Genomic DNA, 11,550 nt, shown 5'->3' with positions numbered 1-11,550 from the left:
CCGGTGGTGGGCGGGGTGTTGATCTTTCCGCCGGCGCCGGCGGTGCTGGTGCCGGCACTGGAGGTGGTGGTGCCGGCGGAGTTGGTGCCGGTGGTCGGTGGCGTGTGGATCTTGCCGCCGGCGCCCGCGGCGCTGCTGCCCGCGCCCGAGGCTGAGGTGCCGGCGGAGTTGCTGCCCGTGGTCGGTGGCGTGTGGATCTTGCCGCCGGCACCGGCGGCGCTGGAGGTGGTGGTGCCGGCGGCGCCACCACCGCCCGGCTTGTCGAACCGACCCAGGTTGACGCCGACGGTGTGCACCATGTCGTCGAGCTGGGCCAGCGCGGTCTTGTTGGCCGACAGCATCGAGCTGAGCTTGGACAACATCGGCACGATCTTGCCCATGGTGGCCACGGCCGAGGCCACCGCGACGCCGACGTAGGCCACGATCGACGCGCCGAGGGTGATCGGCGCGAGCCCGGCCGCGATCAGCGCGCCAGCGATCAGGTTGCCCAGGAGCGCGGCGATGATGTCGCGGATGAGCGACCGGAAACCAGCCACGCAGCCGCCCATGGTGTTCATCATCTGCGCGGCGCCCTTGACCGCCTCACCGATCGCCAGGATCTCGTCGGTGAGCTGGGTCATGCTCGCCTTGAACGCCTCGGCGGCCTTGCCGGTCCACTTCTCCAGGGCCTTGAGCGCCTCGGTGTGCGCCGTGGCGACCTCGTTGTACTTCTCCGCGTCCTCCTTGATCATGTCGGTGTTCTGCTTGACCGCGCTGGGATCACCCATCAGCAGGTCCAGCGGCTCACGCAGGAAGAACAGGTGGTCGATCAGCCACCCGACACCCGCGGCCAGCAGGCTGCCCAGCGGGTTCAACAGCATGCCGGCCACGTCGAAGGCCAGACCGACGCCGTAGGCGGCCATGCCGGCCGTGTTGTGTTCCCCAATGGATTTGACCAGGCCGTAGACGGTGTCCGCGATCCCGGCGCCGGAGAACTTGTCCGCCAGCTCGGTGCCCTCGCCGAAGCCAGGTGTGAAGGAGAACACCTTGGGGCCTTCGGGCTTCTTCTCCTCGGTGTCAGCCACCGGTCACCCCTTGTTGAACGTGTCGGCGTTGCTCTGGTCCGTGTCGCGGTAGGTCTGGGCGGTCTGCAGGGCGAGTTCCCGCGCGCTGGCGATCTTCGCCGCGCTGTTCTTCAGCTGGTCCTTGGCCTTGTTCACGTGCATCTCCGCGCCGATGCGGAAGAACTGGCCGAAGATGCCGAACACCAGCGGGTCGAAGCGCACCGCGTTGAGCACCTCGCTGCTCCGCTCCATGTGTTCGGACAGCGCCTGCAGGTTCTCCGCGAACTTCTCGATCTCCTCTGGCGTGACCTCAAAACCGTCGGGCATGGATCTCCTTCTCCCACGTCAGGAAGTGGTCGCTGGGTGTGGTGGTGACCCGCCGCCTCACCACGGCAGGTCCTCGTCGTCCTCGTCGTCCGCCACCGGGGGCCGGGCCGGCCGGGTGGGACGGATCTGCTGGGGTGGCCGACCGGGCGGGAACGGCGGCAGTGCCGGGCCGGTGGCGCCCGGCTGCGGCGGCACGGCCCCCGGCTGGCCGTACGGGTGCTGCGGTGGCTGTGGCGCCGGAGGCTGGCCGCCGTACGGGTACGGCTGCTGGTACGGCGCCGGCTGGCCGTAGGGGTGCTGCGGTGCTCCAGGATGGCCGTACGGGCGCTGCGGCGGCGTGGGTGGTGTCCCGGCCCGGTCCGGGGTGTCCTCGACGGCGTAGGCGTCGTTGTCCCGTTCCCAGCGCTCCTGGTCCTCGTCCTGCTCGGGCGGCAGATAACTGGTGACCAGGTCCATGGTCTGGGTGCCGACGCCCAGTGGCTCGAACGCGGTCACCACGTTGCCGGCGGCCCTGCGCTGGGCCTTGTGCACCGTCTCCATGATGGTCGCGGCGAGCTGCTGCGGGCTCATGGTGGTGGTGGCGTTGGGGCCGAGCCGCAGGTTCTGCAGCGCCCCGGTCGGCGCGATGGTCACGGTGACGTGATTGTCCTTGGACGACACCGTCGCCCCGGCGGTGGCGAAGTTCGCCTGCAGTTCTTCCGCCTTCTGCTGGAGATCGGACATCCGCGCGGTGATGTCGCGGAGCCACTGCTCCGGGTCGACATCCTTCATCGGATTCGCGCCCAATGGGTCCACGAAGCCTCCTCTGCTTCTCGGTCGGGGCGGGCACTGTCCGCCGGCGGACAGCTGGGGGTGGCAACGCCACCCCGCTCGGCGTGGGTGTGCCAGGGCTGCCGCCGGTGGTGTGGGTGCGGCAGTGGGCCACCGGCGGAAGTCGACCGGAGCGCACCGCTCGTGGTCCAGTCGCGAGTGCTTGTACCACTCCCGGCTGAACAAACGTGAACAGCCTTGCGCGCATGTGGACGTAACGCCAGGGCCAATTGCCGGGAAATCCCTTGACTCGCCTGACGAACCCGGAACCGGCCGACCGCTACGGGTCGCCGGGCCCGCGGCGGCGGCCGGCGCGCCCGGCGGCCCGGGCCCGGCCGAGCACCAGCCCGGCGAGCGCACCCAGCCCCAGCAGGCCGAGCGCCGTGCTCGGTCGTGGCCCGGTGCGCACCTGGACCACCGGGCGCAGCACGGTGGTCGGCGCGGCGCTGGTCTGGTCCAGTCGGGCGTTCTCCCGCGCGGTCGCCGTCCACGCGGTGACGAACAACAGGAACCGGGCCACCAGGTTGGCGAACACCAGCACCCCGATGATCGGGCCGAACGTGGCGCCGGCCAGCGAGCCGAGCACGCTGCGCAGGTAGATGTTGCCCAACTGCTTGAGCAGCTCGAAGCCGAGCGAGGCGGCCACCGCGCCGCGCGCGGCACTGCGCCAGGTCACCGGTTCCCTCGGCAGCTTGGCCAGCACCCACAGGAACACCAGCCAGTTGGCCGCCAGCGACAGCACCAGGGCCGCGACCCACAGCAGCGCCGGCGCCCACCCGGCGTCGGCCAGACCGGCCCAGCGCAGCAGCAGGCTGCCCAGACCGGTGCCGATCGCGGTCAGTCCGAACGAGACGAGCAGGGCCGACCCGAGACCGACCAGGGCGAGCAGGTCCCGGCCCGCCTTGCGCAGCACGGGAAGCTGCTGCTTGGCGTGTCCCCACTGGGCGGTCAGCGCGTCGCGCAGGTTGCTCATCCAGCCGAGTCCGGAGTAGACGGCGGCGAGCAGACCGAGCAGCCCCACCGTGCCCCTGGACTCCAGCGCGGCGTTCACGGTCCGGCCGATCTCGTCGCCGAGCGCGCCCGGCACGGCCGTGCTGATCTCGTCGCGCAGCTGGGCGAGCAGGGCCGGCTGACTGGCCAGCACCGACCCGGCGACCGCGAACAGCACCATCAGCAGCGGCACCAGCGAGAGCAGGCTGAAGTAGGTGATGGCCGCCGCGTAGTGGTCCCCGTACCGCTCGCTGTACCGCTCAGCCGCCCGGAACAGGTGGTCCAGCCAGGGGTTGCGACGCCGCAGCGCGGCCACTCTGCCCGCGAGCGAGGAGTCGGCTGGCGGATCGACACTGGACCGGTCAGTGGCCGTCACAAGTGGACATTGTCCCAGGACGACCGCGACCAGGGGCGGGTCCGAGCGGAAACCGCCGCGGTCAGGCCACCGGTGGCAGGAAGCCGATCCGGTCGTACACCCGGGCCAGGGTGGTGGCGGCGACCTCGCGGGCGCGCTGCGCGCCCTGGGCGAGCAGCCGGTCCAGCTCGGCCCGGTCGTCCAAATAGGACCGCACGCGCTGCTGGATCGGGGTGACGAACTCGGTGAACACCTCGGCGAGGTCCTTCTTCAGGTCGCCGTAGCCGCGGCCGACGTAGTCCTGCTCCAGCTCGGCGATGGACCGGTTGGCCAGTGCCGAGTAGATGCTGAGCAGGTTGCTCACGCCCGCCTTGTTCTCCGGGTCGTAGACGATCTCCCGGCCGGTGTCGGTGACCGCGGACCGGATCTTCTTGGCCGAGCGCTTGGGGTCCTCCAGCAGCTCGATCACGCCCGTCGGCACCGACTTGCTCATCTTGGCGTTCGGGTCCTGCAGGTCGTAGACCTTGGCGGTGTCCTTGGGGATGTAGGCCTCGGGCAGCCGGAAGGTGCGGCCGAACCGGCTGTTGAACCGCTGCGCCAGGTCGCGGGTCAGCTCCAGGTGCTGCCGCTGGTCCTCGCCGACCGGAACCTGCTCGGCCTGGTACAGCAGGATGTCCGCGGCCTGCAGGATCGGGTAGGTGAACAGCCCGACGCCGACCCGGTCCGCCTCCTGCCTGGCCGACTTGTCCTTGAACTGGGTCATCCGGCTGGCCTCGCCGAACCCGGTCAGGCACTCCAGCACCCAGCTGAGCTGGGGGTGCTCCGGCACGTGGCTCTGCACGAACAGGGCGGAGCGCCGCGGGTCGACGCCGAGCGCGAGCAGTTGGGCCGCGGAGGCCCGGGTGTTCTCCCGCAGCTGCTTGGGGTCCTGCGGCACGGTGATGGCGTGCAGGTCGACCACGCAGTAGAACGCGTCGTGGGTGTCCTGCATGGCGACCCACTGGCGCAGCGCGCCGAGGTAGTTGCCGAGGTGGAAGGAACCGGCGGTCGGCTGGATGCCGGACAGCACCCGTGGCCTGCGCGTGGTGGCGGTGGTGTCCGCCCCGGTGTCCGCTGCTTGGCTGTTGGTCACTGCCGCGGTGTTGTCCGCCCCGGTCTGCTCGGCTGCCACGCCCCGAATTCTCGCAAACCCGCCGACGCCGACCCGCAGTGGGCGTCACCCGGTCGCGAGGCGACAGCGGGTGAGCACCGCAGGGCCGTCCGGCCCGAGGAGCGGAGCGAGCGCGCGGCCGAGCAGGTCACGACCGCGGCGGTACCGATGATCGGTGCGAGTGGGGATGGGGGCCAGGCTCAGGCCGCCCGGGTGGCGGGCGCCGCGCTGTCGCCGGCCAGCTGTTCGGCCACGGTGGTCGCGGCCTCGGCCACGGGCGTGGCGGCCGCGGCGGCGGCCATCGCCTCGACCTGGGCCGCGCGCCGGTGGCGCACCAGCCCGAGCACCAGACCGCCCAGCCCGAGCAGCACCGCGACCAGGCCCACCGGCCCGGCCAGGTTCCCGGAGATCCGGCTCTCCACGGTCGCGGCCTCCTGCGCCAGGTCGCTGTCGGCTAACGCCGTGGCGGCACCGGCCGACACGAGGAGCAACGTCATCCCTACGGCAGTAGCGAGGTGAGCGCTGGTGCGCGCGACCTGCCTGAGCACTGCTGGGCCTCCTGAACCAAGTCCCGGGTGAGCATCGGTGTCGATATCGGTCTGGAACTGCGGTCATGTGCCGGCCGCGAAGTTACCCAATCCGGCACACCCGATGGTGGGTTTTGCCCCAACGCGGCTGACGTCGCTGCCGCAGACTATCGATGTTCGATCAAGCCCTGACGCCTGGGGGCGACATCGGACGTCACCTGATCGCGCCGCCGTGACGTTCTGTGTCCGCGCTGGTGAGCGACCTGGGAAGGTCGGTCAAACCCGCTGACGCACGGTACGCGCACGCCTGTCACGACCGCCGGACACCGGTGCTGGGTGTCCAGATCCTGGAACAGTTGCCGCCGTCCGATTCGCCCGTGCCCGCGGTGCGAACGAAGTGGGTCGTGGTGTCGGTGCGCACGACCTGCTCGGGACCTCACTCGTTCGCCTGGTCGAGGAGCCGTCGAAGTACCTGCGTCAAAACAGGCAGCTTGTCGGTGAGTGTTTGCCACACCAGAGCATCGTCAACCGACGCGTATCCGTGGATCAGGATGTTGCGGAGCGACAATTCGGTTCACTTCCGGAACGGCAGACGCGAGCTTGACGTCGACCTTGCGAAGTTGGTTGAGGGCTTCGCCGATGATCTCGAACTGCCGCTCAACCGCCGACCGCAACATCGCGTCCGCTTCGTAGTCCGTGAACGATTTGCCCGCGCTGAACCGACTTATCAGCTCAGCGGCCCGCAATGCGTCCCACAGGTAAGTGCTCGGGTCAGGCCGCATACACCTGTTCCCTGGTGTCCAGCACGCGCCGGCGGAAGTGGGGATTGCGGATGCTGGAGGTGGTCACCAGGTCCACCGGCCGCTCGAAGATCCGTTCCAGCCCTTCCTTCAAGCCGAAGTAGCTGCCGAAGTAGTCGAAGCCCGGCTGGACGTCGAACTCCACGAGAACATCCACGTCGCTGGAAGCGACATCGAACGAGCCCTCGACCGCGGATCCGAACACATCGAGGCGGCGGACGCCCAAGGCACGGCACAACTCCCTCACCTGCGGCAGCTTGGCCGCGATGATCTCGTGCACGGGCTCACCTCCCGGTCACGATTGTGCCTGATCTCCGGCCGCCGGCCAGTCGTAGGTGACGGTGACCGGGGCGTGGTCGGACCAGCGTTCGGCGTGGCTGGCGGCGCGTTCCACCACGGCGGTGTGCGCCCGGTCGGCCAGGCCCGGGGTGGTGACGTGGTAGTCGATGCGCCAACCCGTGTCGTTGTCGAAGGCGCGGCCCCGGTAGGACCACCACGAGTAGGGGCCGGGGCCGTCCGGGTGCAGGCGGCGCACCACGTCCACGTAGCCGGCCTCGTCGAACACCCGGCTCAGCCAGGCCCGCTCCGACGGCAGGAAGCCGGCCGACTTCTGGTTGTTGCGCCAGTTCTTCAGGTCCACCTCGCGGTGCGCGATGTTCCAGTCACCGCACACCACCACCTCGCGGCCACTGGCCGCGGCCTTGTCGCGCAACTCGACCAGGTAGGGCAGGAACGCGGCCATGAACCGCTCCTTCTCGTCCTGGCGGGGCGTGTCCACGTCACCGCTGGGCAGGTAGAGGCTGGCCACCACCAGGCCGGGCAGGTCGATCTCCACGTACCGGCCGCTGCCGTCGAACTCGGCCTCGCCGAAGCCCACCCGCATGCCGTCCGGGGCGGTGCGGGACAGGATGGACACCCCGTTGCGGCCCTTGACCTCGGAGTGCACGTGCACGGCGTGCCAGCCGTCCGGCTCGCGCACCTGGTCGGGCAGCTGACCGGGCTCGGCCCTGGTCTCCTGCAGGCAGACCACGTCCGCGTCGGTGGCCGCCAGCCACTCGGAAAAGCCCTTCTTGGCGGCGGCGCGCAGGCCGTTGACGTTGACCGTGGCGATGGTGAACACCAGGGAAGCTAACCATAACCGCAGGTCGGGTGGGGTAGCGGAGTGAGCGGACCGACGGGTGGCCGGCCCGGGGAACAGCGAACCCGGCCACGATGCGCGTGACCGGGTTCGGTGCGTGCCGGACGCGGCTACCCGGTCGAGGTCAACCGGGTAGCGCGCCGGATCAGGCGGAGGCGATCTTCTTGGCCAGGTTCTCGTCCAGGGTGGCCAGGAACTCCTCGGTGGTCTGCCACGGCTGGTCCTTGCCGATCAGCAGCGCCAGGTCCTTGGTCATCTTGCCGCTCTCCACGGTCTCGATGACGACCTGCTCCAGGGTGTTGGCGAAGCCGACCACCTCGGGGGTGCTGTCCAGCCTGCCCCGGTGGGCCAGACCGCGGGTCCAGGCGTAGATCGACGCGATCGGGTTGGTCGAGGTGGGCTTGCCCTGCTGGTGCTGGCGGTAGTGCCGGGTGACCGTGCCGTGCGCGGCCTCGGCCTCGACCTTGCCGTCCGGGGTCATCAGCACCGAGGTCATCAGGCCCAGCGAGCCGAAGCCCTGCGCCACGGTGTCGGACTGCACGTCACCGTCGTAGTTCTTGCAGGCCCAGACGTAGCCGCCCTCCCACTTCAGCGAGGCCGCGACCATGTCGTCGATCAGCCGGTGCTCGTAGGTCAGGCCCTTGGCGTCGAAGTCGGCCTTGAACTCCTTCTCGAAGATCTCGGCGAAGACGTCCTTGAACATCCCGTCGTAGGCCTTGAGGATGGTGTTCTTGGTGGACATGTACACCGGGTAGTTGCGCTCCAGGCCGTAGCGGAACGAAGCGCGGGCGAAGTCCTCGATGGACTTGCGGTAGTTGTACATGGCCATGGCCACGCCGCCGCCCTCGGGGAACTGGGCGACCTCGAACTGCATCGGCTCGCTGCCGTCCTCCGGCGTGTAGGTGACGGTCAGCGTGCCGGGGCCGGGCACCTTGAAGTCGGTGGCCTTGTACTGGTCACCGTGCGCGTGCCGGCCGACCACGATCGGCTTGGTCCAGCCGGGCACCAGCCGAGGGATGTTCGAGATCACGATGGGCTCGCGGAAGATCACGCCGCCCAGGATGTTGCGGATGGTGCCGTTCGGGCTGCGCCACATCTTCTTCAGGCCGAACTCCTCGACCCGGGCCTCGTCCGGCGTGATGGTGGCGCACTTGACGCCGACGCCGTGCTGCTTGATGGCGTTGGCCGCGTCCACGGTGACCTGGTCGTCGGTGGCGTCCCGGTGCTCGATGCCCAGGTCGTAGTAGTCCAGGTTGACGTCCAGGTACGGGTGGATCAGCTTGTCCTTGATGAACTTCCAGATGATCCGGGTCATCTCGTCGCCGTCGAGTTCGACGACCGTGCCCTGAACCTTGATCTTGGCCATGTGGCGAGGCTCCTCTCGCGTTATTCGACCGCGCAAACGGTACAAGCGTACTGCTAGCTGGGCGGGGCCCCGGATCTGCCCTCGACTACCACCGGCACCAGGTGTGGCGGGTATCACCGCTCCCGCAGGGCGCTGCGTCATCCGGAAGGCACGCGCGGCGATCTAGCCTGCACGCCCAGGCAGACGTTCAAGGGGGACAGCGTGTCGACCGGGCCAACCCACGCCATGAGCGGATTACTGACCTGGGCCGCGGTCACCGCACTGGCCTCCAGCCACCCGATCGGCCAGCTGGAGCCGGAAACCTGGATCATCGGCGCGGTCATGTGCAGCGGGGCGGCGCTGCTGCCCGACCTGGACCACCCCCAGTCCACGGTCTCCCGCACGTTCGGGCCGGTCACCCAGGGGCTCTCCAACGGGGTGAACGCGCTCAGCGGCTTCGTGTACCGGACAACCAGGACCAAACGTGACCCCAAACGCGACGGCGGGCACCGGGGGCTGACCCACACCCTGGTGTTCGCGCTGGTCGTCACCGTGCTCACCACCGCGGTCGTGCAGACCAGCCAGCACTGGGCGCTGCCCGCCGTGATGTTCTTCTTCAGCGGCCTGGCCGTGCGCGGCCTGATGCACGAGTGGCACCCGAAACGCGACGCCCTGCTGATCACGGTCGTGTCCTTCATCCTCACCGTGCTGTGTCTGCGCTGGATCGACCGAGGCGACGACATGCAGGCCGCCGCCATGGGAATCGCGGTCGGTCTCGGCTGCGTCGCCCACTACCTGGGTGACGCCATCACCGAACAGGGCTGCCCCATGCTCTGGCCGGTGCCGATCGGGGGCAAGACCTGGTACCCGGTCGCCCCGCCCAAGCCCATGCGGATGCAGACCGGCGGCAAGGTGGAGATGACGATCATCGGCCCCGGCCTGACCGTGCTGGCGATCTGGCTGTCCGCGGCGGCCCTGCAACAGGCCGGCGCGCTCCCGTTCCTGTTCGGCGTGTCCCTCCTGCCCTGGCGGTGACCTGAGACGTCCGCTGCGGCGCGTGGTCCACGACTTCAGGAGCCGCCTTGTCGCCGATAGCACTTGCCGTGAGTTCTGAAAAAGTTCAGAATTGAGGTATGGCTGCTACCGAAGTGCAGTGGAGCGAACTACAGCGTGACCCCAAGGGGGTCGCCGCCCTCGCCGACCGGGGAGACGTGCGAGTGCGCCGCCGCGACGGCGCCGCCCTGCTGCTCACCAGGGAGGATCGGCTGGCTGGCGCGGAGGAGGGAGCTATCGTCGCTGGCCGAGCCCTGCGCGGCCTGCTCGCCCACCTTCCCGCCGAGGCCACGGCGGAAGCGCTGCTCGACGAGTTCCCGTGGGCTGGTGTCCTGCCGGCAGAGGAACGCGCGCAGTTCGTCCACGACCTCGTGCGCGGGTTCCGGGCATCCGCCGAGCTGGGACAGTGGTCGTTGCTGGCCACGACAATCCGGGAATGGCGGAACACAGCCGTGGTCCACGCCGACCCCGAGCTGTCCAGGCAGCTCTCCGCACCGGTGACCGAGGACTTCGGACCAGTCGCCAGTCCGATGAAGTCGTGAGTGCCAGCCAAACACGGTGACCGGGTGGCTCCGCCTGGCCACCGGGCGGCTGGGAAGTGCGGTTCGCGACCTCGGAGGCGGCCAACCCCACCAGTCGGATCGTGTGGGTGGTCGCGGCGAGCACCGCTCACCCGAAGGTCACGGAGTAGCCAGCCAGACCACGTCGGGTTCGCCGCGGGGTACCGGCACGGGCAGCGTGCGGACCCGGGCGAACCGGGCGCGCAGCCGGTCCTCGAAGGCGGTGCTGGCGCCCGCGCTCCACACGCTGAGCACGCCGCGCGCGCTGAGCCGGTCGGCGACCAGGTCCAGTCCGGACGGTCGGTAGAGTTCGGCGTTCTCCGGTGAGACCGTCCACTCCGGACCGTTGTCGATGTCCAGGCAGATCGCGTCGAAGTCGCCGCCGTCGCCGGTGCGCAGCCAGTCGAGCAGGTCGGCCTCGACCACCCGCACCCTGGGGTCGGCCACGGCGTCGCCGTGCCGGTCGCGCAGCGGGCCCCGGTTCCACGCGATGACCGCGGCCTCCCGCTCCACCACGACGACCTCGCTGGTCGCCGGGTGGTCCAGGGCCTCGCGCAGGGAGAAGCCAACGCCGAGCCCGCCGATCAGCAGCCGGCCGGGCGCGGGCATGGCATCGGCGGCGGCGCGCACCAGCAGCCGTTCCGACTCGCCGTTGCGGGTGTCCATCAGGAACATCCCGTTGGCGATGACCTCGTAGTCGACCCGGTCCGCCGCCGCACCGGAGACGACCCGGCGCAGCACGAGTTCGCCGCAGCGGCCGGTCACCCGCTCCACGACCACCGCGCTGTCGGCCGCCGCGCTGTTGTTGACGCTGTCCTGTCCCATCCGGGCCAGCCTAGGCGGCGGTGCCGGGACCGGGCGGCCGTGGGGCGCCGGGCCGATCGGTGGGGCGTGCTGGCCCGGTCGGTTTCCGGTTGGCCGGCGGCGACCGTGGGTAGTGTCGGGTATGTCCTGTTCCGTGGGAGGGAATCCCCGACGAACGGAGTTGCCATGCGACGGATCCGACCTCGCCCGCTGTTCCCCCGCCCGGTGTCCACCGTCCTGCTCGGCCTGGGGGTGTCCTCGGCACTGGTGCTGACCGGCTGCGCCGAGGTGGAGCAGGTCGCCGACAGCGTGTCCAACGCGGGTGACGTGGTCGCCTCGGTGACCGACCGGGCGGGGGTGTGCACGGAGGCGCTGCGGCTCGCCGGGTTCGCGCCCGATCTCGGCAGCCCGGAACAGGCCGTCGACCAGGCGCACAAAGCCGCCGAGGAGCTGACCGCGCTGAGCGCGCAGACCGCGGACGAGGCCGTGCGCACGGCCGTGACCGACCTGGCCACCAGCCTGGAGAAGGTCAGCCTGGCCGACCTCGACGCGGAGTCCGGGCTGCGCTGGGTGGAGCAGAAGGCCGAGCAGGTGGAGGCGCTGGCCAGGGCCTGCTCCTGACCCCGGGCTGCCGCGCCCCGCGCTGCC

At 70.1% G+C, this 11,550-nt stretch carries 14 protein-coding genes and 1 pseudogene; 3 read left to right on the top strand and 12 right to left on the bottom strand.

The features are described from left to right. The 11 genes and pseudogenes from LX83_RS11895 to LX83_RS11845 all read right to left on the bottom strand — a co-directional run. A pseudogene (locus tag LX83_RS11895) lies at positions 1 to 1,064 on the bottom strand (hypothetical protein); the annotation flags it as partial. A gap of 3 nt (positions 1,065 to 1,067) precedes the next feature. Further along, positions 1,068 to 1,370: a type VII secretion target gene (locus LX83_RS11890; protein ID WP_253770387.1), complete on the bottom strand. Its 303-nt coding sequence runs from the start codon at positions 1,368 to 1,370 to the stop codon at positions 1,068 to 1,070. A 57-nt stretch (positions 1,371 to 1,427) separates the two neighbouring features. Beyond that, positions 1,428 to 2,165, bottom strand: coding sequence for a YbaB/EbfC family nucleoid-associated protein (locus LX83_RS11885; protein ID WP_253770385.1), 738 nt, complete (start codon positions 2,163 to 2,165; stop codon positions 1,428 to 1,430). Positions 2,166 to 2,460: 295 nt separating this feature from the next. Then, complete coding sequence (yhjD, locus tag LX83_RS11880) at positions 2,461 to 3,546, bottom strand: inner membrane protein YhjD (protein ID WP_407649532.1); 1,086 nt, start codon at positions 3,544 to 3,546, stop codon at positions 2,461 to 2,463. Positions 3,547 to 3,607: 61 nt separating this feature from the next. After that, positions 3,608 to 4,657 (bottom strand): tryptophan--tRNA ligase, encoded by a 1,050-nt coding sequence (gene trpS, locus LX83_RS11875; RefSeq protein WP_308203967.1) that lies wholly within the window; start codon positions 4,655 to 4,657, stop codon positions 3,608 to 3,610. A gap of 218 nt (positions 4,658 to 4,875) precedes the next feature. Further along, positions 4,876 to 5,172, bottom strand: a complete 297-nt coding sequence (locus LX83_RS11870) for a hypothetical protein (protein WP_253770383.1) — start codon at positions 5,170 to 5,172, stop codon at positions 4,876 to 4,878. A 466-nt stretch (positions 5,173 to 5,638) separates the two neighbouring features. After that, complete coding sequence (locus LX83_RS38395) at positions 5,639 to 5,716, bottom strand: hypothetical protein (RefSeq protein ID WP_253771113.1); 78 nt, start codon at positions 5,714 to 5,716, stop codon at positions 5,639 to 5,641. Between the two features lie 10 nt (positions 5,717 to 5,726). Beyond that, complete coding sequence (locus tag LX83_RS11860; protein WP_253770381.1) at positions 5,727 to 5,984, bottom strand: HepT-like ribonuclease domain-containing protein; 258 nt, start codon at positions 5,982 to 5,984, stop codon at positions 5,727 to 5,729. Further along, a complete protein-coding gene (locus LX83_RS11855; RefSeq protein WP_253770379.1) occupies positions 5,974 to 6,282 on the bottom strand; it encodes a nucleotidyltransferase family protein in 309 nt (102 codons plus the stop codon). The genes LX83_RS11860 and LX83_RS11855 overlap by 11 nt, the downstream gene beginning before the upstream one ends. Before the next feature lie 15 nt (positions 6,283 to 6,297). Continuing rightward, on the bottom strand, positions 6,298 to 7,122 hold the full coding sequence (locus LX83_RS11850; protein WP_253770377.1) for an exodeoxyribonuclease III: 825 nt from the start codon (positions 7,120 to 7,122) through the stop codon (positions 6,298 to 6,300). A gap of 163 nt (positions 7,123 to 7,285) precedes the next feature. Then, positions 7,286 to 8,506, bottom strand: a complete 1,221-nt coding sequence (locus tag LX83_RS11845) for an NADP-dependent isocitrate dehydrogenase (protein WP_253770375.1) — start codon at positions 8,504 to 8,506, stop codon at positions 7,286 to 7,288. 201 nt (positions 8,507 to 8,707) lie between these two features. On the opposite strand from LX83_RS11845, the gene LX83_RS11840 reads away from it, so the two are divergent. Next, on the top strand, positions 8,708 to 9,520 hold the full coding sequence (locus LX83_RS11840) for a metal-dependent hydrolase (RefSeq protein ID WP_253770373.1): 813 nt from the start codon (positions 8,708 to 8,710) through the stop codon (positions 9,518 to 9,520). A gap of 98 nt (positions 9,521 to 9,618) precedes the next feature. Continuing rightward, a complete protein-coding gene (locus LX83_RS11835) occupies positions 9,619 to 10,080 on the top strand; it encodes a hypothetical protein (RefSeq protein WP_253770371.1) in 462 nt (153 codons plus the stop codon). A 138-nt stretch (positions 10,081 to 10,218) separates the two neighbouring features. Here the strand turns inward: LX83_RS11835 and LX83_RS11830 are convergent, their stop codons facing one another. Beyond that, positions 10,219 to 10,923: a spermine/spermidine synthase domain-containing protein gene (locus tag LX83_RS11830; protein WP_253770369.1), complete on the bottom strand. Its 705-nt coding sequence runs from the start codon at positions 10,921 to 10,923 to the stop codon at positions 10,219 to 10,221. A 165-nt stretch (positions 10,924 to 11,088) separates the two neighbouring features. Between LX83_RS11830 and LX83_RS11825 the strand changes: the two genes are divergently transcribed. Beyond that, positions 11,089 to 11,523: a bacteriophage spanin2 family protein gene (locus LX83_RS11825; protein ID WP_253770367.1), complete on the top strand. Its 435-nt coding sequence runs from the start codon at positions 11,089 to 11,091 to the stop codon at positions 11,521 to 11,523. Positions 11,524 to 11,550 lie beyond the last annotated feature (27 nt).

It is taken from the genome of Goodfellowiella coeruleoviolacea (assembly GCF_024171785.1).
Lineage (GTDB): Bacteria > Actinomycetota > Actinomycetes > Mycobacteriales > Pseudonocardiaceae > Goodfellowiella > Goodfellowiella coeruleoviolacea.
The sequence above is the reverse complement of the archived record's forward strand: the minus strand, read 5'-3'. Positions and strand labels throughout refer to the sequence as shown.